A 23,297-nucleotide genomic window follows, 5' to 3' on the forward strand; every position below is an offset into this window, starting at 1 on the left:
GGATTATGGACAAGTCGCAGGAACCAAAGTCGTCGGAAACGGCAAGATTTCTCAAGAATCAGCTGCGCGCTGCATTGCTGGAGCAGCGGCTGAACATGCCCGACCGCCAGGCCCGCTCTGCGTTGCTGCAGCGGGTGATGCGGATCTGGCTGGTGGGCCGGCCCGATGCGGTGATCGGTGCCTACTGGCCGATCAAGGGCGAGTTCGATCCGCTGCCGGCCCTGCACCGCTGGAAGGAAGACGGCGAGCTGCAATCCAAGGCCACGCAGCGGCGCATCGGCCTGCCGGTCATGGACCGGGTGCACAAGACCCTGACCTTCCATGCCTGGTATCCCGGCTGCCCGATGGAAGAGGACGCCTTCGACATCCCCAAGCCCAAGGACACCGAGGTCATCGTGCCCACGCTGCTCTTCGTGCCCTGCGTGGGCTACACCGATGGCGGCTACCGCCTGGGCTACGGCGGCGGCTTCTACGACCGCACGCTCGCCTCGCTGGAACCGCGCCCCTTCACCGTGGGCCTGGGCTTCGCCAATGGCCTGCTGACCGGGCACGAGCCCGAAGCGCACGACGTGCCGCTGGACGCGATCCTCAACGACGAGGGCGTGGTCTGGCCGGTGGGCTGAGGCCTTTCTAGCCCGCGCCCAGGCGCCGCCCGCTGGCGCCGTCGAAGAGGTGCACGGCCGACATGCGCGGACGCAGGTGCAGCGTCTCGCCGGGCTGCACGGCCAGGCGCTCGTGGAAGAGCGCGACCACGTCCGTGCCCGCCAGTCGCAGGTTCAGCTGCGTGTCCGAGCCCAGCGGCTCCACGCCCAGCACCTGCGCAGCCACGCCCTCCCTTTCCGAACAGCGCTCGAAATGCTCGGGCCGGATGCCGTAGGTGAGGGCGCCTTCGGGCCGGGTGGCCATGCACGGCAGCGGCAGCACTGCCCCGTCGTTGGCCTCGAAGCCTTCCGATGTGCAGCGCCCCTCGATGAAGTTCATCGCCGGCGAGCCGATGAAGCCGGCCACGAAGCGGTTGGCCGGCCGGTCGAAGAGCTCCAGCGGCGTGCCCACCTGCTCGATGCGCCCGACGTTGAGCACCACGATGCGGTCGGCCATGGTCATGGCCTCCACCTGGTCGTGCGTGACGTAGACCATGGTGGTGCCCAGCTTGCGGTGCAGCGCCTTGATCTCGCCGCGCATCACGATGCGCAGCTTGGCATCCAGGTTGGACAGCGGCTCGTCGAACAGGAACACCTGCGGGTTGCGCACGATGGCGCGCCCCATGGCCACCCGCTGGCGCTGGCCGCCCGAGAGCTGGCGCGGATAGCGCTCCAGCAGCGCCGCGAGGCCCAGGATCTGCGCTGCCCAGTCCACCCGCTCCTTGATCTCCGCGCGCGGACGGCCGCGGTGCTCCAGCGAGAAGGCCATGTTGTCCGCCACCGTCATGTGCGGATAGAGCGCGTAGTTCTGGAACACCATCGCGATGTCGCGGTCCTTCGGGTCCAGGTCGGTCACCTCGCGATCGCCGATGGCGATCTGCCCGCTGGACACCGCCTCCAGCCCGGCCAGCAGGCGCAGCAGCGTGGACTTGCCGCAGCCCGAGGGGCCCACCAGCACGAGGAACTCGCCATCGCGGATCGCCAGGTCGATGCCCTGGAGTACGTGGGTGTTGCCGAAACGCTTCTGGATCCTGGTGAACTCGACTGCTGCCATGGAGGTGAGGAAAGTGATGGGCCTACTTGAGCCCGGTATGGGCCAGGCCTTCGATGAACTGCTTCTGCGCGACCACGAACACCAGCAGCACCGGCAGCGCGGTGAGCGTGGCGGCCGCCAGCTGGATGTTCCACATCGGGCCGCCGTAGGCATCGGTGAACTGGGTCAGCGCCTGCGGCAGCGTGAAGAGCGCGGGCGTGGACAGGAACACGATCGGTTCCAGATAGAGGTTCCAGCTGTGCAGGAAGGTGAAGATCGCCACCGAGGCCAGCGCCGGCCGCGCCAGCGGCAGGGCGATGGTGCGGAAGATCTTGAAGCGCCCCAGGCCATCCACGCGCGCCGCCTCTTCCAGTTCGGCCGGCAGCGTGATGTAGAACTGCCGCATGATGAAGGTCGCGAACACGCAGGGCGCGCCGAAGATCGGAATGAGCACCAGCGGCCAGTGCGTGTTGACCATGCCCATCGACCGGAACATCTGGAACAGCGGCACGATGGTCACTTCCGACGGAATCAGGAGCCCCGTCAGCACCACCACGAAGAGTGCGTTGGCGCCAGGAAAGCGGATGCGCGCGAAGGCATAGCCCGCCATCGAGGCCACGCCCAGCGTGCCCAGCGTGACCACCGCCGCGATCCAGGCCGAGTTCCAGTACTGGCGCGCGAAGGGCTGCAGCGTGAACACCTGCTGGTAGCTGCTCCAGTCCGGGTGCGTGGGCCACAGCTGCGGCGGAAAGGCGAAGATCTCGCTGATGGGCTTGACCGAGGAGGTCACCATCCACCAGGTCGGGAACACGAAGGGCACCAGCAGCAGGCACATCAGCCCGTACAGGGCAACCTGGGTGCGCGGAGGAAGGCGGCCGTGCACGCTCACTGCTCCTGGAAGACGAAGCGCCGCCGCAGCTGCCACTGCGCCAGCGTGAGCAGCGCCACGATGGCGAAGAGCACGATGGCCAGCGTGGAGCCGTAGCCGAAGCGATGGAACTGGAAGGTCTGCTGGTAGAGGTAGTACACCAGCACCGTGGTCGAGTGACCCGGCCCGCCTTGCGTAAGCACCGCGATCTGCGCGAACACCTGCAGCGCGCCCACCACCGTGATGACCGAGGTGAGCAGGATGGTCGGGCTGATCAGCGGCAGCGTGATGCGGCGGAACTGCCGCCAGGCGCTGGCGCCGTCGATGCGCGCCGCCTCGTACAGCTCGCGCGGTACGCCCTGCAGCGCGGCCAGGAACAGCACCATGTTCAGGCCCACGTTCTTGAACACCTGCACCACGATCACCGAGCCCATGGCCGTGCCCGGCGAGCGCAGCCAGTTCGGCCCCTCGATGCCGGCCAGCTTCAGCACGCCGTTGATGCCGCCGTTGTGCTGCAGCAGGAAGCCCCACACGATGGTCCAGGCCACCAGCGACACCACCACCGGCGAGAAGAAGAAGGTGCGGAATGCGGTGATGCCCACCAGCTTCTGGTTGAGCAGCACCGCCAGCAGCAGGGCCAGGCCCAGATTGAACACCACCAGCCCCGCCGCGAAGACGGCCGAGGCCAGCAGCACCGGGGGCAGGGTGCTGTCCTCCAGCAAGGCCTGGTAGTTCTGCGCGCCGGTGAACTCGAAGGTGTTGGCCAGTACGTTCCACTCGTGCAGCGAATACCAGAAGACCAGCGCCAGCGGCAGCAGCACGAACACCGCCACGCCCAGCAGCTGCGGCGCCACGAACAGGCCGCCGGCCAGCGCCTCGCGCCGCGCCAGGGTCCAGAACGGGCGCGTCGGTGCGGCCTGGGTCGGCGTCGGGTTGCGGGTCATGCTGGCTTCGGTCATGCGAGGCGCCTTACTTGGCCAGCAGCGGGCCGATCTGCGCGCAGATCGCCTTCATGGCCGCGGGAATGTCGGCCTGCGGCGTCCACACCGGATCGAGGCCGGCGCGCACCATCTGCTGCAGGCGGGCGAAGTCGGTGTGGCCGGGCATCAGCTTGCCGCTGGAGATGCCGGTGACCACCACCTTGTCCAGCTGCACCGGCGTCAGGCGCGCATTGGTCTTGCCCAGCGTCTCGGCATTGAGCATCGACTTGCGCGCCGAGGGGAAGAACTGCGCCAGCTTGGCCGAGTTCTCCGGGTTGGTCATGTAGGCCACGAACCTGGTCGCGGCCTCGGCGTTCTTGCTTTGCTTGAGCACGCCCACGCCGGCCTGGCCGACGATGGCGTATTCGCCCACCTGGCCATGCGGCAGCGGCACCAGGTCCCAGTCGAAGGGCTTGTCCTTGGGCAGCAGCGAGGCGCGGCTGATCTGCGTCACGGTCATGGCCGCATCGCCGGCGAAGAAGTCCACGTTCTGGCCGGGGCCGGGCATGGCCTTCTTGTTGAACACCGCGTCGTGCACGAAGCCCAGCGCATCCACCATCGGCTTGTCGGTGAAGGTGCAGCGCTTGCCGTCCGCGCTCCAGGGCGAGGCGCCCCAGCCGTAGTACACGGAAGAGAGGAACTGCCAGGCCTGGTAGTTGAAGTCGCGCACCACGATGCCGCCCTTGCCTGTCTTGGCGTTCACGGCTTGCGCGGTGGCGATCGCGTTCGGCCAGGTCCACTGGTTGGCCGCGATCAATTCGGCGGGCGTCTTGGCGCCGGCCTGCTTGATGAGGTCGTTGTTGACGAACACGCCGAAGGGCGAGGTCGAGAAGGGATAGGCGTAGAGCGTGCCGTCCTTGGTCCAGCGCTCGGTGGCGCTGGCGGCCACGTCGTTCAGCGCGTAGCCGGGCGTGGCCGACAGCGTCTTGCTTAGCGGCGCGAGCGCGCCCGAGTTCACGAAGTCGTAGGCCGAGGTCTCGAAGATCCAGGCCATGTCCGGCGCGTTGCCGCCGGCGATCTGCGTGGTCAGCGCGGTGGTGTAGTTGTCGAAGGGCAGCGGCTCGAAGGTGACGCTCACGTTGGGCTGCTGCGCCTTGAAGCCGTCGGCGATGCTGTTGAAGAGCTTCAGGTGCGCCTCGTTGGCGCTCCAGATGGTCATGCGCAGCTTGACCTCCTGCGCGGCGGCGCCGCCGGCGAAGGCCAGGCCCAGGGCCAGGGCGCCGGCCAGGCGCAGGGCATTGGGCAGCAAGCGGAGGGAACGAGGGCTCATGGTTGTCTCCTTCTTCGTTTGGTATTCAGTAGGCCTGGACCGAAGGCCAGCGCATCTCGACGCCTTCGCGTGCCAGCAACGCCTGGAACTCCGCGAGCTGCGCGTTGCCGGCCTGCACCTGGTGCGGCGTGCGGCCGGTGTTCAGGCAGTGCGCGGCCAGCAGGCCTGCCACTTCGCCCACGTTCCATTCCACCGGGTGCAGGCGGTAGCAGCCGTTGGTGATGTGGGTGGTGGCCATGTTCTTGCCGCCCGCCAGCAGGTTCGTCATGCGCCGCGGCAGCAATGCGCCCAGCGGGATCTCGAAGGGGCAGGAGGGCACGTCGATGTAGTTGTCGCCGCCGGTGGAAGGATGCAGGTCGATGCGGTACATGCCCACGCCCACGCTGTCGCGGTAGCTCAGCGCGCCCTTCTCGCCGCGCACCGCGTGCGACATGTGCTGCTCCACCACGCGGGTCACGCCCAGGACGCGGCGGCCTTCTCGGATGTAGGGCGCCATGGCCAGGCCGTGGGTCGTGCCGGTGATGTCGCCGCGCAGGCGCAGGCCGCGGAAGCCCTGGCCGCCGTCCTCGCGCGGGGCCTCGGTCTGCATCCAGTAGAACATCGAGTGCGACAGCTCGGCGGCGGCCGCGAGGTGGCGCGCCTTCTCTTCCTCGCTCACGTCCAGGATGGAGCCCCCGAGGTAGTCGATCATCGGCCAGTTCACCAGGCAGATGTCCGAGGCGTAGGCGCCGGGCACGAAGTTGCGCCGCGCCGCGATGCGCCTGAAGGTCCACAGGTTCATGTCACCGCCGCCCTTGCGCTGGTCGGCATCGACCAGCAGCGGGTCGTCGTCTGGGTTGGGCGTGAAGGAGCGCTCCACGATCTCCAGCGTGCGCGGATGCGGCGCCTTGAAGCTCAGCATCGGCGCGCCCCAGAAGTCGGGCTGGACGCTGCGCCAGTGCTCGTAGTTGCGCGGCTTGTCGATGGTCTGGTCGCCGTCCACGTGGTCGACCGCGAAGCAGATCGACAGGGCCTGCACGTTGTGCGGCTGCGCCTGGGCCGGTGCGCTGGGTTCGCCCGTGTCGGCCTGGCTCTCGAAGCCGACGGCGTACTCGGTGCCGGTGAGCGGCAGCAGGTCGCCGGTCTCGGTGGCATCGATCACGTAGGCGGCCTGCACCGTCAGCTCCTCGCCGCTGTCGCGGTGGCGCAGGGTGACGGCGCGCACGCGGTCGCCCTCGGTGTCGGCCGACACCGGGCGGAAAGGCTGCAGCACCGTCAGCTGCCCGCCGCCCATGTAGGGCAGCAGCATGGCCTGCATGACGGCCAGGCCCACGCGCGGCTCGGCGCACAGGCGACTCACCCAGCCGGCGCCGGGGTTGAGCTCGCCCCAGGCGCGGCTGGCTTCGGTGAGCGGGTAGTGGTCGCGGTAGAACTGGCGGATGCCGTTGCGCAGGGCGCGGTAGCGGCGCGTCACGCCGAACTGCTCGACCCAGGTGTGCTCGTCCGGCGGCACCGCCTGCGAGGTGAGCTGGCCGCCGATCCAGTCGTACTCCTCGCTCATCACCACCTGGCGGCCGTGGGCCAGCGCACCCAGCGCCGCGGCCACGCCGCCGAGGCCGCCGCCGACCACCAGGATGTCCGTCTTCAGTTCTTTCGTCTTCATGTCGCGTTGTCTCTTCTCGGGAAATGTCAGGCGGGCGCGGGGCCCAGCGTCTCGCCGCGGATGGGGTGGCAGGGCAGCAGCACCTGCTGCACCGGCTCGTCGTTGCCATGCTCGATGCGGCGCACCAGGTTGGCGGTGGCTTGCCGGCCCATCTGCTCGCGGGGGATGACGAAGGAGGCGAAGCGGGTCGGGTGGGCTTCCACCCGCACGTGCGAGCCCAGGGCCACCAGCGAGAAGTCGGCCGGCAGCGAGAGTCCGCGGGCACGCGCTGCCGCTTCCAGCCGCAGCGCATCGACCAGCTCGACGCAGAAGACGGCGGTGGCGCTGCGTTCCAGCAGCAGATCGAGCAGTCGCGTCTCGGGCAGGGCCATGTCCCGTTCGGCCATCACCAGTTGCAGGTCGTCGCCGAGTGCGGACTGGAAGCCTTTCCAGCGGTCCGCCGTCGATTCGGCCGGCCCGGTGGCGCCCAGGTAAGCCAGCTTGCGGTGGCCCAGCGTGCGGGCCTGCGCCACCAGGGCGGCGGTGGCGGCGGCGTAGTCGGCGCCGACGTAGGGCACGGGGCTGCCGGCGTCGTCACGACGGCCAATCGCCACGAAGGGAAAGTCGCCGGCCACCAGGCGGGCCAGTTCCTCGCGGTCGAAACTCTTGCCCAGCACGATGCAGCCATCGGCGATGCGCAGGCGGTTCTCTTCCGAAAAGATCTTGCGGCCGCCGCCGGGCGCGTTGGCGCCGGTTAGCAGCAGCAGGTCGTAGCGAAGGGACTGCGCCTCTTCCTCGATGCCGAACAGGAAGGGCAGGAAGAAGTCGGCGTGCGCGTTGGGAAAGGCCGGCTCGTAGGTGAACACGCCCAGGATGCGGTTGGTCCCCTTGGCCATGCGCCGGGCGATGGGGTCGGGCACGTAGCCGGTCTCCCGGATGATCTTCTGCACCCGCTCCCGCGTCTCGGCCGGAATGCGCGCCTGCGCCGTCGCCGTGCCGTTGAGCACCAGCGACACCGTGGCCTGGCTCACGCCGGCGAGGCGGGCGATGTGCTGCTGGGTGAGGCGCGAAGTGGTCGCCATGATTGGACGATTCTAGATCTGCGTTGCTTATGCGTATAAGCGAGATGCTAATGCGTATAAGCGACGGAGCTCTGCCGATTTGTCTAGGACTTTCCCGAGGATGAAGCGACGCCGGATGCCCGCCGGTGGCGGACAGGCAAGCTAACCAGCGGGGCGGAATCAGCCCGAGGACTGCTCAGCCCAGGTCGCGTGGTGCACCCACGGCCTCGACGATCCGCTCCACTTCGTCATCCCGCAGCGCCGGATACATCGGGATCGCCAGTGCGCAGCGAGCATGCGACTCGCTGTGCGGCAGCTTGCGTCCACCGTGTGTGGCGGCCAGTGCCCGCTGCAGGTGCAGCGGCTGCCTGTAGTACACCTGGGTCGCGATGGCCTGCGCGGCCAGGTCGGCAACCACGGCGTCGCGCTGCGCGCTGGAGCCGAACCTGAGCACGAAGTAGTTCCATGCGTGTCCGGCGTCGCTCGGGGGAAGGTGAATGCCTGAGCCGGCCCACGCGCCGAGGTAGCGCTGCGCGATTTGACGGCGCCGTGCGAGGGCGCGGGGGAACTGCGTCAGCGCAATGCGCAGCAGCCCGGCCTGCAACTCGTCCATGCGGCTGTTGCGTCCCAGGCAGTGGTGCTCGCCATCTTCGTGACCGTGGTTGCGCAGCCGCCGCGCCTGGCGCGCGTGCCGCGCATCCGCGAAAGCCAAGGCGCCCGCATCGCCGGCGGCGCCCAGGGTCTTGGTCGGATAGAAGCTCATGGCGCAAGCGTCGCCCCAAGTGCCGGCCGGACGCGTGGTACCGTCCTCTCCAGTGGCGGTGGCGCCCAGGCACTGGGCGATGTCCTCGACCATCAGCAAGCCATGCGCCCGGCAGAAGGCGGCCAGCGCCGGGATATGCGAGGCGTCGCCGAACAGGCCCACGGCCAGTACAGCCCGCGTGCGTGGGCCCACGGCCTGGCGATGGGCCTGCAGGCTGGGCGCGAAGTTGTCGATGGTGCAGTCGACGAACACCGGTCGCGCGCCCACGGCCAGGACGGCCTCGGCGCAGGCCACGAATGTGTAGCTGGGAAGAATGACCTCGTCGTCGTCGCGGCCGCCGCCGAGCGTTCCCACGCCGAGGGCGGCCAGCGCCAGCACGAGTGCGTCCGAGCCCGAGTTCACGGCGACGACCTCGCGTCCTCCAAGCAAGGCGGCAAGGCTTTCTTCCAGCGCCTTGACCTGCGAACCCAGGACATAGACACCGCTGCGCAGGATCTCGCCGCAGGCCTGCGTCATGCGCTCGGCCAGGGCGGGATCGCTGGCGTCGCCGCGAAAGAAGGGAATTGCGGCCGCCTGCGTTGTGCTCGCGCCATCACTCGCCTGGGCGAAGTCTGCCGTTGCGGTGCGGGATGCGTTCATGCCAACAGGATCTGCCGTGCGCGCAGCACCGCGGCCAAGCCCTCGGGGCCGCTGGCGATGCGGCTGGCTCCGCCGCGGATGGCCAGGCGCAAGGCTGCGTATTGCCGGCTCAGTGCGTCGTCGCTCGACGGTGGATGGCCGGTGGTGGGCAGGCGCAAGTCCAACTGCTGCCAGGCGCCGTGGACTCGCACGCCCATGCTGGCCATGGGCGTCGGGGCGCCGTAGCCGGCATCCAGCTGTGCCACCCAACCGCCCAGCCTGATGCGCGCATGCACGCCCTGCTCGTCGACCCGGCGCTCCAGCAACTCCAGCGGCTCGTCGATTGGAAGAAGACAGAGCCAGGCCATCAGGTCCAGGTCGTGCACCATCAGGTCGAGCACGCAGTCCAGGGGCGGTCCCTGGCGGCACGAGGCACGCCGGAAGCGCAAGCAAGCTTCGCTGCTGCCTCGACCACGCTGCACGGCGCTGCGCAGCTTGGCCAGCGTGCCCTCGTCGAAGGCGGGGTTGAAGCGCTCCACATGGCCCACGTACAGATGCCGCCCGTGCTGCGAGGCGGCCTGCAGCATGCGCGCCCCGTCGTCCGGCGCCAGGCACATCGGCTTTTCGACCAGAACGTGGCAGCCGCGCGCCATCAAGGCGATGGCCACTTCGGCATGGGTTGCATCGCTGGTGGCGACCGTGGCTGACTCGATGTCTTTTGGCAGCTGGTCCAGGTGACGCAGCAGCGGCAGCCCATCGAGTTCAGCCGGCATTTCGGCATGAGGATCGACGGCGGCCCGCAGCGAAAAGCCTGGCAGCGCCGTCATCTTGCGGGCGTGGGTGCTGCCGAAGCGCCCGAGGCCGACGATGGCGTGGGCCAGGCCGGACGGCATGTCGGCGGCGCTTGCAAGCGGCTGCTCGAAGGTGTCGGCGGTCAGCCTCATCGGGCAGGCGTCCCATGCGCGAGCTCATCCGCCACCGCTTGCAGGTGGGCACCGCGAATCACGTGCTTGTAGACGCCGGCGGCGACACGCTCCTCGCCAATGCGCTCGAACAGAGGCTTGACCGCGGCAGCGCCCGGCTGTTCGTAGCGGGTGGGTTGTGCCGCGAACAGGCATTCGCGGCCATAGGCCTCTTCGCCGAACTCCGAGATGAAGCTGTCGAGCTCGCGCTGCAGTTGTCCGCCAGCGCGGCGCGCGTAGCCTTGCATATCGCCAAGCTTGTGTTGCAGCTCCGTGGGCCCGAGTTCCACCATCCGATGCGTCTCGGCCGCCAGCCGGGCTGGCGGGCAAGGGTGCCCCACAGTCGGGTAGCCGAAGGACTCGACTGCATGGCCGCCGGCGCGGGCGCGGTTCGCAACGCGGTTGGCCAAGAGGCGGCACAGGTCGTGGGAGGGGTTGTAGTCCTCCGATTCGTCGGCCACGATGCATTCGATGCCCTGAGCGACCACATGCGCGGCCAGCGCGTCGACCCAGGTCCTGAACAGCGCCGTGTCGCCGTCCAGCAGCGCCTGGTAGATAGCGGCATCGCTCACGGGCTGCAGCAACTTCGTCATCCATTGCGCGCCCGACTGCTGCAGGTTGTCGAGCGTCGGTTCAAGCCGGGGCACGCCATTGGCGCCGGCACCGTTGGTGAGGATGACAACCTGCGGCCGCTCGATGCGCAGCCACTTCCACAACAGCAGTTCGTGACCTGGATGGGCCGCCATCAGCAGGTACTTCATGCGGCCTTGGCTCCGCTGCGAACCAGGGTGATCAAGCGCCTGAGGGGCGCCGTGATGCGCCACGAGCGGCTGGCGTGCACGGCGTCGACCTGCGCATTGGCCTGGGCCGCGTGCGCGCGCGCCGCAGCCAGTGCGGCCTCGGCCGCTTCCAGTCGGCCCAAGATCTCCTCGGCGTGCTCGGCATGCCGCCGTGCTTCGCTGCGCAGGGTGTCTGCCTGTGCCTGGTGCAAATGCTGCTGCGCGTTCAAGCCCTGCTGCAGCCCGTCGATGTGCCGGTGAAGCAGGCCCTGGTCGACCATCTGGACGGTAACGGGGCCGCGCCGGAGCCAGTCGTCCATATAGCCCGCTGCCTCGCTGGCGCGCTGTTCGGCGGATACCTGCACCACGCCGCGCTCGCCCACCACGCGCAGCAACAGCCGTTCGAGTGCGCCAAGCGAGACATCCAGTCCCCCATGAACCCGCATCCAGGCCGCGGCCAGGGTCGCGTCCGGCGCGTCGAAGCGGTCCAGCTCGGCCAGCACGTTCTGCCGCGTGATGGGCCGGGTCATCAGGGCGCGGCCAAAGTTCCATTGACGGCCCAGTGCGACCGAGGCAGCTGTGACCATCTCGCCCATGCCCGAACTCGGGTCGAGCACCACCACAGCGTTGCCCGTAACCAGTGCTTCCGTGGCGCAACGGCCCTTGCCGAACACGATGTCGTAGCGCCCGAGCGCGGCGGCCGGATCGGGCAGGTGGTTTCCGGTGCCCTGGCCGATCACGTCCAGGCTGAGCCCGCGCTCCATGCACGCAGCGCGCACTTCCGCAAGTTGCGCGTCGTGCGAGGCGTAGTTGCTGAAGATGACCGCCGAACGGGGCGTCGCTGGCAATGGGGCGCGCGGCAGGAAACGGTCCAGGTCGATGCCGTTCTGGATCAGTTCGATTTGCGCGCGCGCAATGCCGAATTCGTGCGCCAGCCGCTCGGCGCAGTTCTCGTCCACCGCGACATGGCTCACCACCTGAGAAAAGCGCGCCGGGCGCCCGTGGTCGGCGCTGCGGTCATGGCAGATGGTGACGGTGGGCACGTCGTGGAAGTGCAGCAGCGCGCGCACCGTCTCGTATTGGGTGTTGCCGATGATCACATCGGGCCGTGCGCCCATATCGGCCACGTCGGTGATGCAGGAAATCGAGGCCCAGCGCAACTCGTCGGCCATGTCGCCGAAGGCGGTTGCAAAGACCGTCACCGCATGTCCGCGGCGGCGCAGCCACATCGCCAGGTCGCGTGTGAACATCTCGGCGCCCGTGCGGTGCACCAGGTAGCACATGGCAATGAGAATGCGCAGCGGCGCGGCGCCAGCAGGCGTCGACGCTTCATCGGAACGTGGGGTCATGAACTCTTCACTTACTGGGTGGGGCGCGAGCAACGGCCGCCCGCAGGCTGCATCGCCAAGGGATTATGCAAAGCGCAGCCGGGGTGGTCTCAATCCAGATCTTCCAGATCCGGATCCTTGCCCTCGCCGATGGTCTGGCGGGTGGTCGCGGCCTGCGCCTGCAGCCAGTCGGAAAAGGCCTGCACCTCCGGACGCATCGTGCTGCGCGGTCCGCCCAGCAGCCAGTAGGCCATGGGCGAATCCATGCGCTGCTGCGGCAGCACCTCGATCAGGTCGCCGCTGGCCAGGCTGTCGGAGATGAGCGAGCTGCGCGCCAGCACCACGCCCTGGCCGGTGAGAGCGGCCTGCACCATCTGGTAGGCGTAGTTGAAGTAGAGCCATCGCTTGGGCTGCGTGCGCGAGAGGGCGTGCACCTCGAACCAGCGGCGCCAGGTCAGCCATTCCAGGTGCGTGCGGTGCGCATCGCCCGCTTCGATGAGCGTGAAGTGGGCGATGTCGGAGGGCTTGCTGATCGAGGGGCTGCTCTTGATCAGCCAGGGGCTGGCCACCGGCGTGAGCGTTTCGCCGAACAGGCGGATGGCGCCGGCCGGCATGCTGGAGGGTGGGCCGTAGCGCAGCGCCAGGTCCACGTCGGCCACGTCCAGGTCCACCGCCATGTCGCTGGCGTCGATGCGGATGTCGATGTCGGGGTTGTCGCGCTGGAAGGCCTCCAGCCGGGGAATCAGCCACATCGATGCGAAAGACGCAAAGGTGGTGATGGCCACGCTCTTGCGCCCGGCGCTCTGGCGGATCTGCCGCACCGCGCCATCGATGCGCGGAAGCGATTGCTGCACGGCGAGAAGCAGCTGCGCGCCGGCGCTGGTCAGCTCCACCGCGCGGGTGTGGCGCAGGAACAGCGGCACGCCGATTTCTTCCTCCAGCGACTGGATCTGCCGGCTGACCGCCGACTGTGTGAGGGCCATTTCCTCCGAGGCGGCGCGGAAGTTCAGATGCCTGGCCACCGCCTCGAAAGCCCGCAGGTGGCCGGCCGAGACGGGGCGGGAACGGAGGTGGGTCTGGGAGTGCTGCACTTTTGGATTGATGCGAAAACGGAATCAGTAGGCTAGCTGGTTTTCATTGGACCGGGAAGGGCGACGGCGAGATCATTCATTCCCGAAACGCGCCAACTGCCCCTTTTGCAGCAGTGCCGCACAGGAGTTGAACATGACCGCTACCGTCCTCTCGTCGTCGTCGATCCCCAGCCTGAGCCGGCAAGCGCCGGTGCCGCCGGCCGTGCGCCGCGGCGCCTGGCAACTGCAAGCCGGTCAGGCCATGTCCTTGCGTGCCCAGTCGGCCAGCGTGCTCAAGATCCGCCAGGGCCGGGTGTGGGTCACCCGCGATGCCACCACCCAATGGGGCAGCGAAGACCTGGTGCTCAGCCCCGGCGATAGCCTGCAGCTGGCCAAGGGCGAGCGCGTGGTGATGGAGCCGTGGGACGGCTTCGGCGCCACCTACACCTGGGACGCCGCCTGATCGAACAGGCGCACCGGCTTCAGCGCCGGATGTCGTAGCTCGGTCGCTGCGCCAGGAAGCGCAGCAGCCCGGCTTCTCCTTCATTCACCATGCGTTCGTAGAGCACGTCGTCTTCGTCTGGTTCCGAATAGCCCATTTCGAAGACATTGCTTCGGCGCGCCGGCAAGGGCCCCTCGAAGATCACCCGGATACCGACATGGCGCGGGTCCGCCGTGATGCGGCCCATGAGCCCCTGGACCTGGTCGCGCGGCCCTTCCACCTGCTGCAGGAAGTGCAGCCCGTCGAAGATCAGCAGACCCGTGATTCCCTTGTCGGCGTTGGCCTGCCGCGACTGCGCCAGGATGCCGGCGACCGTGCGCGGCGACTCACCGGGCGCCAGGAGGCTGCAATAGAAGATCTCGTGCAAGTGCTCGGCGCTGGGCAAATTCATTGTGCGCTGCAGTCTAGGAACCACGCCGATGTAGCGAAATGTCAAAAGACATAGCGCTGTGGCCTATAGTTCACAGGTGCAGTTCGAGGACCATCTCAAGCCGGTCATGCCGCCGCAGGGGCCCAGGCCCTGCGAACACTGTGCCCTGCGCATCAATCCGGCCTTCCTGCCGATCCCGGCCTCGGAACTGCTGGCGATCCAGAACTACCGCAAGAGCACCCGCGTGGTGGAGGCGGGCCGCACCATCATCGAGGAGCACCGGGCCAGCCCGCAGCTCTTCACGCTCTATTCCGGCTGGGCCTTCCGCTACAAGACCCTGCGCGACGGCCGCCGCCAGATCCTCAATTTCCTGCTGCCGGGCGACTTCCTCGGCCTGCAGGACGAATTCGCCGACAGCTTCACGCACGGCGTGGAGGCGGCCACCACCGTCACCCTGTGCGTCTTCGAGCGCAAGGACCTGTGGGAGGTGTTCCACACCCAGCCCAAGCTGGGCTACGACATCACCTGGCTGGCCGCGCGCGAGGAGAAGTTCGTGGACGACAACCTGGTCACCGCCGGCCGGCGCAGCGCCGCCGAGCGCGTGGCCATGCTGCTGATGCACCTGTACCGCCGCGCGCAGCGGGTGGGCATGGAGCGCGAGGGCTGGGTGGAGTTTCCCTTCCAGCAGCAGCACATCGCCGATGCGCTGGGCCTGTCGCTGGTGCACACCAACAAGACCATGCGCAGCCTGCAGCGCCTGGGGCTGTTCCGCATCGACCGCGGCTGGCTGCGCATCCTGGACCCGCTGGCACTCCAGAACCTGGGCGATTACTTCGACCGTCCCCTGCGGCCCGCGCCGCTGATATGAGTTCCGGCCGCCGCAGCAGCCGGGCCCCGTCGGGCCTTCACCGGCTTCGCGTATCGTCGGCGCCAGCCCAAACCCTGAATCGCATCTGCACTCCATGAGCCTCTACGCCCGGATCCGCCAAGTCGTCATGGTCGGGGGCGTCGAGACATTCGGCGTCGCGCTGGGTGGGGTGGCGGGCCTGCTGATCGTCAACCTGCTGCCCAAGGAGCAGTACGCCGTCTACACCTTCCTGCTGGCCAGCATGACGCTGATGTCCGGCATCAGCGAACTGGGGCTGTCGCATTGCGTGCTGCCCGTGGTGGGCCAGCGTGCCGGCGAGCAGCGCTGGGTGGTGGGCGTGTGCCACCAGATATTCCACTGGCGCTGGCTGCTGCTGGCAGTGGGCGTGGTGCTGGTGCTGCCCTACGGCTACTACAGCGCGCTGCAGCACGGCTGGCTGGGCTGGCCCTTCCTGCTGGCCGTGGGCGTGATGATGGGGGTCGTGCTGCTCACGCTGCGCGACAACTTCCTGCACACCGTGTTCCTGGTGCTGGGGCACATCACCACGCTCAACCGCACCGCCCTGGCCATGCACAGCGTGCGTTTCGTGCTCGTGGCGGCCGTCCTGCTACTGCCTTTCGGGGGCTTCGCCATGGCGGGGCTGTTCTGCGCCACGGCCCTGTCTCTGATGGTGGCGGTGCGGCTGCAGACGCGCGCGCTGCGCACCCACCACGTCGCCGACTGGCGGCTGGACGAGGCCGAGCGCCACGCGGTGAATCGCGAGACCCTGCGCATCGCCACGCCGCTGGTGCCCTCGGCCATCTTCTTCCAGGTGCAGGGCGTGGTCACGGTGCTGATCGTGTCGCTCTTCGGCACGAGCGACATGATGGCCGAGGTGGGCGCCTTCGCCCGCCTGGCAATGATCCTCACGGTGCTGGACCGGGTCAGCAACATGCTGTTGTTCCCGGCCATTGCCCGCGCCACGCCGGGGCCGCGCTTCGTGTCGCTGCTGCTGCGGGTGCATGGCGCCTACCTGGGGCTGATGCTGCTGATCTTCCTGTCGGCGCTGCTTTTCCCGCAGGCCTGGATGATCCTGCTGGGTCGCCAGTACGAGGCGCAGACGCCCTACCTTTGGATGGCGGTGGGCGCTTCCATCCTGATGAACTCGGCCGGCTTCGCCTTCCGCACCCTGACCGGGCGCGGCGCCACCACCCGGCAGTGGTTCACCATTCCGATGGTGCTGGCGGTGCAGGTGGCCTGGGTGGCGTGGGCGGGCGTGAGCTCGCTGCCGCTGGTGCTGGGGTTCAACCTGGCCACCTGCGGCGTGCACTTCGCCTACCAGTACGCGCTGCTGCTGGCGCGCATGAAAGACTGGCGCCGCGGCGGCTGAGACCGCCTCCTAAGCCTTGCGATAGAAGCGGCCGATGGCCGAAGCCAGCCCCAGGCTCGCCCGCCGCAGCGTGAACTGCAGCGGTGAGTACAGCTGTATGGGGTGGTTGGCAAAGCGGTAGTAGGCCTTGGTGGCCGGCGAAGGCGGCCGGCCGCCCAGGGCGCGCTGCAGGTGCTTGCCGAGCCAGGGCTTGGCCGAGCCGATGGCGTGCGAGAAGTAGTAGCCGCCGTCCAGGAAATCCATCGCATCGGCGCCGGCCGTGTTGAGCGGCGCTTCGTGCGCCGTGAGGGCGAAGTTCAGCGCGTCCTGGTCGGTGGAGTGGAACAGGTCCGGCGCGTTGCCCGACTTGATGTTCTTCAGCCCCGTGTTGTAGTCGGCCACCAGCCCGCACATCCAGCCCCACAGGGTGAGGAAGTCGGCGTGCTCGCGCGGCACGCTGATGAAGCCGGCGTTGTAGTAGCGGTCCAGTTCGCGCCGCTGCACCACGCCGTGCGGCGCGAACCAGGACTTCCACATCAGACGCTTGGGATGGCGCGGCGGGAAGTTCCAGTTGACGTCCTCGATCAGGGCGATGCCGCCCTCGAACCACGGCGCGATGTCCGCCCAGGGGCATTTCAGGACAATGTCCGGATCGATGTAGGCCACCACGTCGGCCTCCGGCGCGTGCTTGTCGAGCAGGTCGCGCATGAAGGTGGCCTTGTAGTAGGTGAAGAAGACGGGCGTGTCGAGCTTCACGAAACGCAGGCTGAATTGCTCGCTCAGCCGCAGCTGGCCGGTGGCGGCGCTGTAGTCGCCGCTTTCGGTGATCCACCCGGCCAGCTGGCCGCGGTAACCCACCCAGAGGTCCCCCCGGAAACCATTGGCCAGGAGCGAATTCGCCAGAGCCGCCACGCCGTAGTGGTAGTGGCCTTCGAACAGGGTGCAAAGGATGGTTTTCTTCATTCGCCAGGGGTTGCCGTGAAAACGCCGCGCGTGATGGCGACAGTGTAATCAGATAGCACTACAAGTAACAACTGGTCACATGGTCGATGTGCGTTTGGCGGACCCGGTTCACGGTTGCTGCTGCCCGGCCAGCTCCCGAAGATCGGCTTCGTAGCGGCCAAGTCGACGTACCGCCTGCTCGCGCTGGGCGGGGTTGGTCATGTTGTGCAGGGTGGCGAAGTTGCTGCAACTCTCCTGCCACAGGGCTTGCTGCTGCTCCCGCCAGCGCCCCGGCGGCGCCTCGGACACGGTACGCACATAGGCTTGCAGCATCTTTCGCGCGTCGCTCGGCGTCGGGTTGGGCATGGCGGCCAGGCCTCGCAGGCCGGCCAGCAGCGCGCCCTGGCGGCGCTTGCGTTCGGTGTCGAACAGCGCAGGGCTGAAGGCCGAGTCGGCCATCATCTGGCGCATCGCCTTCTTCTGGGTCTCGTCCAGGGGGCCGTAGAAGTCCTCGCTGCGGTCCAGCCATTGCTCGTAGCGCTTGGTCTGCTGCGCCTCGCGGCTCTTGTTCAGCCAGTCGGAACGGTAGTCGGCGTTGAGCTTGGCGTACTTCTGTTGAAGGTGCTCCAGCTGTGCGGAGGTCAGCGTCAGGGCCAACTCGGCGGCCGGCGGCTCGGCCTGCTCCGCCACGGCCAGCAGGCGGGTGCGCATGGCCTCGCCCAGTTCGCAGGCCTGCGCCGGCGTGCTGTCGGCGGGCGCCAGTGCCCGAGCCTTCTGCAGCAAAGCGATCCACTGCGGCAGCTCGGCGCGGCGGTGCCAGGCCAGCAGGCGGTCGAGCTCGTCGCGCGCGCGGGCGGACTGGCTGCTTTCGAAGTCGAAGTAGCCATCCAGCCACCAGTAGGCCAGTTCCGGGAAGTTGTTGTAGGCAAGCTTGACGGTGCTGCAGCCCGCGAGGCCCAGCACCAGGGCGGCGGCCAGCAGTGGCGCGCCGATAATCCTTGCGAAAGTTTTTCCCGCGCAGCGGCAGATTCCAGAGAAAGAAGGCATGGCACAGATTCCGCAAGACGATTTCGGGCCGGTGGACGTGGTCATCATGGCAGCCGGCAAAGGCACCCGCATGAAGAGCAGCCTGCCCAAAGTGTTGCATCGATTGGCCGGGCGTGCGCTGGTCTCGCACGTGGTGGCGACGGCGCTGGGCATCCAGGCGCGCAAGGTGGTGGTGGTGACCGGCCACGGCGCCAACGAAGTCGAGACCGCTTTGGCCGAGGCCTTTACCGGCGCGCCGCTCGAATTCGCCCGCCAGCTTCCGCAGCTGGGCACCGGCCATGCGGTGCAGCAGGCGCACCCGCACCTGGACGACGACGGCATCACGGTAGTCTTGTCGGGCGACGTGCCCCTGATCGGCGACCAGACGCTGCAGGCCCTGGTGGCCGACAGCGCCGGCCGGCGCCTGGCGCTGCTGACCATCGACTTCGACGACCCCACCGGCTACGGCCGCATCGTGCGCGACGGCGAGGGCGTGCAGGCCATCGTCGAGCACAAGGACGCCACGCCCGAGCAGCACCGCATCCGCGAGGTCTACAGCGGCGTGATGGCCGTGCCCACCCGCCTGCTCAAGCCCTGGCTGGCCCGCCTGGACAACAAGAACACGCAAGGCGAGTACTACCTGACAGACATCGTGCGCCTGGCCACGGTGGACGGCGTGGCCGTGGTCGCCCACCGCACCGACGACGCGCTGCAGGTGGCCGGCGTGAACGATCCCGTGCAGCTGGCCCAGCTCGAGCGCGCCTACCAGCAGCGCCAGGCGCAGGCGCTGATGCGACAGGGCGTGCGCATGGCGGACCCCGCGCGTTTCGACCTGCGCGGCACGCTGGTGTGCGAGGCCGACGTGGAGATCGACGTCAACTGCGTGTTCGAGGGCGCGGTGTCGCTGGGCGCCGGCGTGCGCATCGGGGCCAACTGCGTGATTGCGAACGCGCGCATCGAGAACGGCGCGGTGATCCATCCCTTCACCCACATCGACGGCGAGAAGGCGGGTGTCACGGTGGGCCACGCCTCGCTGGTCGGCCCCTTCGCACGGCTGCGGCCCGGCGCGCGCCTGGGCCCCGAGGTGCACATCGGCAACTTCGTCGAGATCAAGAATTCCACCCTGGGCCCGGGCGCCAAGGCCAACCACCTGGCCTACATCGGCGACGCCACCGTGGGCGCGCGGGTGAACTACGGCGCCGGCAGCATCACCGCCAACTACGACGGCGCCAACAAGCACCGCACCATCATCGGCGACGACGTGCACATCGGCAGCAACTGCGTGCTGGTGGCGCCCATCAGCATCGGCGCCGGCGGCACGGTGGGCGGCGGCTCCACGATCAGCAAGAGCACCGAGCCCGGCGGCCTGACGGTGGCGCGCACGCGCCAGTCGAGCTACCCCAACTGGCAGCGGCCGGTGAAGAACAAGTGATGACAGCTGAGCAACCCAAGCTGAGCGCGCGCGAGCTGGAACTGCTGCGCGAGACCATCCGCCTGTCGGAGGAGTCGAAGGCGCGCGGCCGCCATCCCTTCGCGGCGCTGGTGGCCGACGAGCAGGGCAACATCGTCTCGCAGGCCGGCAACAACTCCATGCCGCCCGAAGGCGACCCGACGCAGCATGCCGAGCTGGTGGCCGCGGCGCTCGCGGCCCGCACGCTGAGCCCGGAGGCGCTGGCGCACTGCACCCTCTACACCAGCGCCGAGCCCTGCTGCATGTGCGCCGGCGCCGTGTACTGGACGGGCATCGGCCGCGTGGTCTATGCGCTGTCGGAGCACACGCTGCTGGGCCTGACCGGCGACCACCCGGAGAACCCCACCTTCTCGCTGCCCTGCCGCGAGGTGTTCGCGCGCGGGCAGCGCCGGGTGGAAGTGGTGGGGCCGCTGATCGAGGACGAAGCCGCCGCGCCGCACCGTGGCTTCTGGCAGTCCTAGATTTTTTTTCAGGCCTGCGTCCGCGGCCCCAGCGGCAGGCGCGGCTCGAACTTGGCGCGCTTCACGCTGAAGAAGGCGCGCACGTTGCGCACGTTGGCATCGCTGGTGAACAGGCGCTGCGCCAGCGCCAGGTAGTCGGGCATGTCGCGCGCGCCCACGATCAGCACGAAGTCCGGCCCGGGCGAGACGCGGTAGCACTGCTGCACCGCCTCGTCGGCGATCACGCGCACCTCGAAATCCTCCAGCGCCTGGGCGTCCTGCCGGTCCAGCGACACTTCCACCACCGCCTGAAGGCCGTGGCCGAGCAGCGGCGCCAGCCGGTCGGGTGAGAGCAGTGCCACTTCGCGCTCGATCACGCCGGCCTGGCGCAGGCGCTGGACGCGACGCAGGCAGGTGGGCGGCGAGACATGGACCAGGGCGGCCAGCTGCTGATTGGTGCGGGAGGAGTCTTCTTGCAGGGCGTCCAGAAGGCGCAGATCGACCGAGTCGATGACGAAAGATTCCATTATTTAAAAATATAAGAAATAAAAGTTCTTCATCGAAGAGTGATGGAATATTGTTTCATTGAAGTGCCAAATTGGAAAGCAATATTCTCATTCGCAGTTCTACCATGGCGCGTTCTCGTTCCCCAACAAGGAAGTTACCCATGTGCGGCATCGTCGGCGCAGCCTCCCATCGCAACATCGTTCCCGTCCTGGTCCAGGGCCTGCAGCGGCTTGAATACCGCGGCTATGACTCCTGCGGCGTGGCGGTGCACGCGGGGCAGCTCACGCGCACCCGCACCACCTCGCGCGTGGCCGACCTGCTGGCGCAGGTGCAGGAGGACAAGGTCGAGGGCCTGACCGGCATCGCCCACACGCGCTGGGCCACGCACGGCGCGCCGGTGGTGCACAACGCCCACCCCCACTTCAGCCGCGGCCCCGGCGAGGGCCCCGACAGCAGCAAGTCGGCGCGCGTGGCGCTGGTGCACAACGGCATCATCGAGAACCACGAGGCGCTGCGCGCCAGCCTTCAGGCCCGCGGCTACGTGTTCGCCAGCCAGACCGACACCGAGGTCATCGCCCACCTGATCGACAGCCACTACGACGGCGACCTGTTCGAGGCGGTGAAGGCCACGGTGAAGCAATTGCAGGGCGCCTACGCCATCGGCGTCATCTGCCGCGACGAGCCGCACCGCGTGGTGGGCGCGCGCGCAGGCTCGCCGCTGATCCTGGGCGTGGGACAGGGCGAGAACTTCCTGGCCAGCGACGCGATGGCGCTGGCCGGCGTGACCGACCAGATCATCTACCTGGAAGAAGGTGACGTGGTCGACGTGCAGCCGGGCAAGTACTGGATCGCCGACCGCAGCCACAAGAGCGTGACGCGCCCGGTGCGCCAGGTGCACGCGCACAGCGGCGCGGCCGAACTGGGCCCCTATCGCCACTACATGCAGAAGGAGATCTTCGAGCAGCCGCGCGCCATCGCCGACACGCTGGAAGGCGTGGAAGGCGTGGTGCCTGAACTGTTCGACGGCATCCCGCCCGATGGCCAGAAAAGCAGCGGCGCCAGCGCGCACCGCGTGTTCCAGCAGATCGACAAGGTACTGATCCTCGCCTGCGGCACCAGCTACTACAGCGGCTGCACGGCGAAGTACTGGCTGGAAGGCATCGCGAAGATCCCGACCCAGGTGGAGATCGCCAGCGAGTACCGTTACCGCGAATCGGTGCCCGACCCGAAGACGCTGGTGGTGACCATCTCCCAGTCGGGCGAGACCGCCGACACCCTGGCCGCCCTCAAGCATGCGCGCAGCCTGGGCATGGAAGAGACGTTGACCATCTGCAACGTGGCCACCAGCGCGATGGTGCGCGAATGCAAGCTGGCCTACATCACGCGCGCCGGCGTGGAGATCGGGGTGGCCTCCACCAAAGCCTTCACCACGCAGCTGGCGGGCCTGTTCCTGCTGACGCTGGCGCTGGCGCAGTCCAAGGGGCGGCTCAGCGCGGAAGAAGAAGCAAGCCACCTCAAGCAGATGCGCCACCTGCCGGTGGCGCTGCAGTCCGTGCTGGCGCTGGAGCCGCAGGTCATCAGCTGGGCCGAAGACTTCGCGCGCAAGGAGAACGCGCTCTTCCTGGGCCGCGGCCTGCACTACCCGATCGCGCTGGAAGGCGCGCTCAAGCTCAAGGAAGTGACCTACATCCACGCCGAGGCCTATGCCGCCGGCGAGCTCAAGCACGGCCCGCTGGCGCTGGTGACCAGCGAGATGCCGGTGGTCACCGTCGCGCCCAACGATGCGCTGGTGGAAAAGCTCAAGAGCAACATGCAGGAAGTGCGCGCGCGTGGCGGCGTGCTCTACGTGCTGGCCGACGCCGACACGCACATCGAGAGCAGCGAAGGCATCCATGTCATCCGCATGCCGGAGCACTACGGCGCGCTCAGCCCGCTGCTGCACGTGGTGCCGCTTCAGCTGCTGGCCTACCACACGGCCTGCGCCCGGGGAACGGACGTGGACAAGCCTCGCAATCTGGCAAAGTCGGTTACCGTGGAGTGACGTCGTCGCCACCTCCGTGCGGCGCCTTGGTTTACTAAGGTTGCGGGAATTTTCTAAGGGGAGATGCCCTTTCTCGGTCCATTCTGGAGTTGCGGGAACTTTCGACTAAAGATCGAGGCCGGTCGCTCTAGGGTACCTGGACGAGCTTGGCGAGCGCACCGCGGGGAGGGAGACAGTGCGAAAATCTGATTCGCAATGATGACCGAGCCAGCACAACTTTCCGACGAGGACCTGCTCGACCGCGCGCACCAACTTCGCCTATTGGCGTTGCGCGGCCATCTCGATGCACGTGGCCCTGCGCATGAGCACGAGCGCGAAGTAAGGCGCAGGTTTGCTGGTTCGACAACCATTGGGGCTCCCTTGGAAGCCGCGCGGCTGAAGAAGCGTCCGTTCTGGCGTATCTGGTAGCGACCCAGGTTGATCGAGTAGTGACCGTTGGGTGGTGGGCCGCTCAAGCTGGAGGCTAGCGACCATCTCGCCGGTGCTCTGGTCCCGCGCTCAATGCGGACCGGCTAGCTGTTCGCTTTCTCGAGAGCTGCTCGCCTGCCAAGCGTCCGGACTGCAGCTAGTCGCTGAAGCTGTTCTTCATTGGGGCGCGACTTCCCTTGTTCCCAGAGATACACCGTAGCGCCACTCATGCCGACAAGCTTGCCATATGCAGCAGCCGACAACCCGAGCTTGGTGCGATGCGCTTGTTGATTTCCATCTAGAAGTGACCCACTAACCCCGGCGATTTCCATCTAAATCTGACCCACGTAAGAACCCTAACCTGCTGCTTTTAGTGGCAG

23 protein-coding genes are annotated in these 23,297 nt (G+C 68.0%); 7 read left to right on the forward strand and 16 right to left on the reverse strand.

The features are described from left to right. Nucleotides 1-5 precede the first annotated feature (5 nt). Nucleotides 6-623, forward strand: coding sequence for a 5-formyltetrahydrofolate cyclo-ligase (locus BM345_RS16285; RefSeq protein ID WP_093381110.1), 618 nt, complete (start codon nt 6-8; stop codon nt 621-623). A 7-nt stretch (nt 624-630) separates the two neighbouring features. On the opposite strand, the gene BM345_RS16290 is transcribed toward BM345_RS16285, so the two are convergent. The 11 genes from BM345_RS16290 to BM345_RS16340 form a co-directional block, all read right to left on the reverse strand. Next, a complete protein-coding gene (locus BM345_RS16290) occupies nt 631-1,695 on the reverse strand; it encodes an ABC transporter ATP-binding protein (RefSeq protein WP_093381112.1) in 1,065 nt (354 codons plus the stop codon). A 22-nt stretch (nt 1,696-1,717) separates the two neighbouring features. Beyond that, on the reverse strand, nt 1,718-2,557 hold the full coding sequence (locus tag BM345_RS16295) for a carbohydrate ABC transporter permease (protein WP_093381113.1): 840 nt from the start codon (nt 2,555-2,557) through the stop codon (nt 1,718-1,720). A gap of 2 nt (nt 2,558-2,559) precedes the next feature. Then, a complete protein-coding gene (locus BM345_RS16300) occupies nt 2,560-3,501 on the reverse strand; it encodes a carbohydrate ABC transporter permease (RefSeq protein WP_175545028.1) in 942 nt (313 codons plus the stop codon). Nucleotides 3,502-3,511: 10 nt separating this feature from the next. Then, nucleotides 3,512-4,792 (reverse strand): ABC transporter substrate-binding protein, encoded by a 1,281-nt coding sequence (locus tag BM345_RS16305; protein WP_093381114.1) that lies wholly within the window; start codon nt 4,790-4,792, stop codon nt 3,512-3,514. A 25-nt stretch (nt 4,793-4,817) separates the two neighbouring features. Further along, nucleotides 4,818-6,434 carry an FAD-dependent oxidoreductase gene (locus tag BM345_RS16310; protein ID WP_175545029.1) on the reverse strand — a complete coding sequence of 539 codons (1,617 nt, stop codon included), beginning with the start codon at nt 6,432-6,434 and terminating at the stop codon, nt 4,818-4,820. Nucleotides 6,435-6,460: 26 nt separating this feature from the next. Further along, nucleotides 6,461-7,495, reverse strand: coding sequence for a LacI family DNA-binding transcriptional regulator (locus tag BM345_RS16315; RefSeq protein WP_093381116.1), 1,035 nt, complete (start codon nt 7,493-7,495; stop codon nt 6,461-6,463). A gap of 175 nt (nt 7,496-7,670) precedes the next feature. After that, the gene (locus tag BM345_RS16320) at nt 7,671-8,876 is read right to left on the reverse strand and encodes a DegT/DnrJ/EryC1/StrS family aminotransferase (RefSeq protein ID WP_254789764.1); all 1,206 of its coding nucleotides are present in this window, start codon (nt 8,874-8,876) and stop codon (nt 7,671-7,673) included. Continuing rightward, nucleotides 8,873-9,799 (reverse strand): Gfo/Idh/MocA family protein, encoded by a 927-nt coding sequence (locus BM345_RS16325; protein WP_093381117.1) that lies wholly within the window; start codon nt 9,797-9,799, stop codon nt 8,873-8,875. The genes BM345_RS16320 and BM345_RS16325 overlap by 4 nt, the downstream gene beginning before the upstream one ends. Further along, nucleotides 9,796-10,578, reverse strand: a complete 783-nt coding sequence (locus BM345_RS16330) for a hypothetical protein (RefSeq protein ID WP_093381119.1) — start codon at nt 10,576-10,578, stop codon at nt 9,796-9,798. The genes BM345_RS16325 and BM345_RS16330 overlap by 4 nt, the downstream gene beginning before the upstream one ends. Beyond that, nucleotides 10,575-11,978, reverse strand: a complete 1,404-nt coding sequence (locus tag BM345_RS16335) for a glycosyltransferase family 4 protein (RefSeq protein WP_254789765.1) — start codon at nt 11,976-11,978, stop codon at nt 10,575-10,577. The genes BM345_RS16330 and BM345_RS16335 overlap by 4 nt, the downstream gene beginning before the upstream one ends. Before the next feature lie 56 nt (nt 11,979-12,034). After that, the gene (locus BM345_RS16340) at nt 12,035-13,015 is read right to left on the reverse strand and encodes a LysR substrate-binding domain-containing protein (protein ID WP_093381122.1); all 981 of its coding nucleotides are present in this window, start codon (nt 13,013-13,015) and stop codon (nt 12,035-12,037) included. 133 nt (nt 13,016-13,148) lie between these two features. Between BM345_RS16340 and BM345_RS16345 the strand changes: the two genes are divergently transcribed. After that, a complete protein-coding gene (locus tag BM345_RS16345) occupies nt 13,149-13,457 on the forward strand; it encodes a DUF2917 domain-containing protein (RefSeq protein WP_093381123.1) in 309 nt (102 codons plus the stop codon). 19 nt (nt 13,458-13,476) lie between these two features. Here BM345_RS16345 and BM345_RS16350 read toward each other — a convergent pair whose 3' ends face one another. Further along, entirely contained in the window at nt 13,477-13,887 is a 411-nt protein-coding gene (locus BM345_RS16350) for a BLUF domain-containing protein (RefSeq protein WP_093381125.1), read from the reverse strand. A gap of 106 nt (nt 13,888-13,993) precedes the next feature. On the opposite strand from BM345_RS16350, the gene BM345_RS16355 reads away from it, so the two are divergent. Together BM345_RS16355 and BM345_RS16360 are read left to right on the forward strand one after the other, a co-directional pair. Further along, nucleotides 13,994-14,734: a Crp/Fnr family transcriptional regulator gene (locus tag BM345_RS16355; protein ID WP_093381184.1), complete on the forward strand. Its 741-nt coding sequence runs from the start codon at nt 13,994-13,996 to the stop codon at nt 14,732-14,734. Between the two features lie 94 nt (nt 14,735-14,828). After that, nucleotides 14,829-16,103: a hypothetical protein gene (locus BM345_RS16360; RefSeq protein ID WP_139237535.1), complete on the forward strand. Its 1,275-nt coding sequence runs from the start codon at nt 14,829-14,831 to the stop codon at nt 16,101-16,103. 9 nt (nt 16,104-16,112) lie between these two features. On the opposite strand, the gene BM345_RS16365 is transcribed toward BM345_RS16360, so the two are convergent. After that, the gene (locus BM345_RS16365; protein WP_093381128.1) at nt 16,113-17,045 is read right to left on the reverse strand and encodes a glycosyltransferase family protein; all 933 of its coding nucleotides are present in this window, start codon (nt 17,043-17,045) and stop codon (nt 16,113-16,115) included. 108 nt (nt 17,046-17,153) lie between these two features. Further along, nucleotides 17,154-18,071, reverse strand: a complete 918-nt coding sequence (locus tag BM345_RS16370; RefSeq protein ID WP_093381129.1) for a DUF6279 family lipoprotein — start codon at nt 18,069-18,071, stop codon at nt 17,154-17,156. Here BM345_RS16370 and glmU point away from each other — a divergent pair. Both glmU and BM345_RS16380 read left to right on the forward strand, forming a co-directional pair. Beyond that, the gene (glmU, locus tag BM345_RS16375) at nt 18,070-19,482 is read left to right on the forward strand and encodes a bifunctional UDP-N-acetylglucosamine diphosphorylase/glucosamine-1-phosphate N-acetyltransferase GlmU (protein ID WP_093381131.1); all 1,413 of its coding nucleotides are present in this window, start codon (nt 18,070-18,072) and stop codon (nt 19,480-19,482) included. The two genes, BM345_RS16370 and glmU, sit on opposite strands and share 2 nt — an antisense overlap. Next, the gene (locus BM345_RS16380; RefSeq protein WP_093381132.1) at nt 19,482-19,982 is read left to right on the forward strand and encodes a nucleoside deaminase; all 501 of its coding nucleotides are present in this window, start codon (nt 19,482-19,484) and stop codon (nt 19,980-19,982) included. The genes glmU and BM345_RS16380 overlap by 1 nt, the downstream gene beginning before the upstream one ends. Before the next feature lie 8 nt (nt 19,983-19,990). Here BM345_RS16380 and BM345_RS16385 read toward each other — a convergent pair whose 3' ends face one another. Beyond that, nucleotides 19,991-20,488: an Lrp/AsnC family transcriptional regulator gene (locus BM345_RS16385; protein ID WP_093381134.1), complete on the reverse strand. Its 498-nt coding sequence runs from the start codon at nt 20,486-20,488 to the stop codon at nt 19,991-19,993. A 140-nt stretch (nt 20,489-20,628) separates the two neighbouring features. On the opposite strand from BM345_RS16385, the gene glmS reads away from it, so the two are divergent. Further along, nucleotides 20,629-22,509, forward strand: coding sequence for a glutamine--fructose-6-phosphate transaminase (isomerizing) (gene glmS, locus BM345_RS16390; RefSeq protein WP_093381136.1), 1,881 nt, complete (start codon nt 20,629-20,631; stop codon nt 22,507-22,509). 512 nt (nt 22,510-23,021) lie between these two features. Here the strand turns inward: glmS and BM345_RS16395 are convergent. Then, nucleotides 23,022-23,249 carry a helix-turn-helix domain-containing protein gene (locus BM345_RS16395; RefSeq protein ID WP_093381137.1) on the reverse strand — a complete coding sequence of 76 codons (228 nt, stop codon included), beginning with the start codon at nt 23,247-23,249 and terminating at the stop codon, nt 23,022-23,024. Nucleotides 23,250-23,297: the final 48 nt, after the last annotated feature.

It is taken from the genome of Variovorax sp. OV329 (genome assembly GCF_900114785.1).
Classification (GTDB): domain Bacteria; phylum Pseudomonadota; class Gammaproteobacteria; order Burkholderiales; family Burkholderiaceae_C; genus Variovorax.

Coding starts and splice junctions, on each gene's coding strand:
- BM345_RS16325 (WP_093381117.1), bottom strand. CDS start 9,799: ATGAGGCTGACCGCCGACACCTTCGAGCAGCCGCTTGCAAGCGCCGCC.
- BM345_RS16345 (WP_093381123.1), top strand. CDS start 13,149: ATGACCGCTACCGTCCTCTCGTCGTCGTCGATCCCCAGCCTGAGCCGG.
- BM345_RS16310 (WP_175545029.1), bottom strand. CDS start 6,434: ATGAAGACGAAAGAACTGAAGACGGACATCCTGGTGGTCGGCGGCGGC.
- BM345_RS16285 (WP_093381110.1), top strand. CDS start 6: ATGGACAAGTCGCAGGAACCAAAGTCGTCGGAAACGGCAAGATTTCTC.
- BM345_RS16320 (WP_254789764.1), bottom strand. CDS start 8,876: ATGAACGCATCCCGCACCGCAACGGCAGACTTCGCCCAGGCGAGTGAT.
- BM345_RS16360 (WP_139237535.1), top strand. CDS start 14,829: ATGAGCCTCTACGCCCGGATCCGCCAAGTCGTCATGGTCGGGGGCGTC.
- BM345_RS16350 (WP_093381125.1), bottom strand. CDS start 13,887: ATGAATTTGCCCAGCGCCGAGCACTTGCACGAGATCTTCTATTGCAGC.
- BM345_RS16380 (WP_093381132.1), top strand. CDS start 19,482: ATGACAGCTGAGCAACCCAAGCTGAGCGCGCGCGAGCTGGAACTGCTG.
- BM345_RS16300 (WP_175545028.1), bottom strand. CDS start 3,501: ATGACCGAAGCCAGCATGACCCGCAACCCGACGCCGACCCAGGCCGCA.
- glmU (WP_093381131.1), top strand. CDS start 18,070: ATGGCACAGATTCCGCAAGACGATTTCGGGCCGGTGGACGTGGTCATC.
- BM345_RS16290 (WP_093381112.1), bottom strand. CDS start 1,695: ATGGCAGCAGTCGAGTTCACCAGGATCCAGAAGCGTTTCGGCAACACC.
- BM345_RS16385 (WP_093381134.1), bottom strand. CDS start 20,488: ATGGAATCTTTCGTCATCGACTCGGTCGATCTGCGCCTTCTGGACGCC.
- BM345_RS16365 (WP_093381128.1), bottom strand. CDS start 17,045: ATGAAGAAAACCATCCTTTGCACCCTGTTCGAAGGCCACTACCACTAC.
- BM345_RS16355 (WP_093381184.1), top strand. CDS start 13,994: ATGCCGCCGCAGGGGCCCAGGCCCTGCGAACACTGTGCCCTGCGCATC.
- BM345_RS16395 (WP_093381137.1), bottom strand. CDS start 23,249: ATGGAAATCGCCGGGGTTAGTGGGTCACTTCTAGATGGAAATCAACAA.
- glmS (WP_093381136.1), top strand. CDS start 20,629: ATGTGCGGCATCGTCGGCGCAGCCTCCCATCGCAACATCGTTCCCGTC.
- BM345_RS16305 (WP_093381114.1), bottom strand. CDS start 4,792: ATGAGCCCTCGTTCCCTCCGCTTGCTGCCCAATGCCCTGCGCCTGGCC.
- BM345_RS16315 (WP_093381116.1), bottom strand. CDS start 7,495: ATGGCGACCACTTCGCGCCTCACCCAGCAGCACATCGCCCGCCTCGCC.
- BM345_RS16370 (WP_093381129.1), bottom strand. CDS start 18,071: ATGCCTTCTTTCTCTGGAATCTGCCGCTGCGCGGGAAAAACTTTCGCA.
- BM345_RS16330 (WP_093381119.1), bottom strand. CDS start 10,578: ATGAAGTACCTGCTGATGGCGGCCCATCCAGGTCACGAACTGCTGTTG.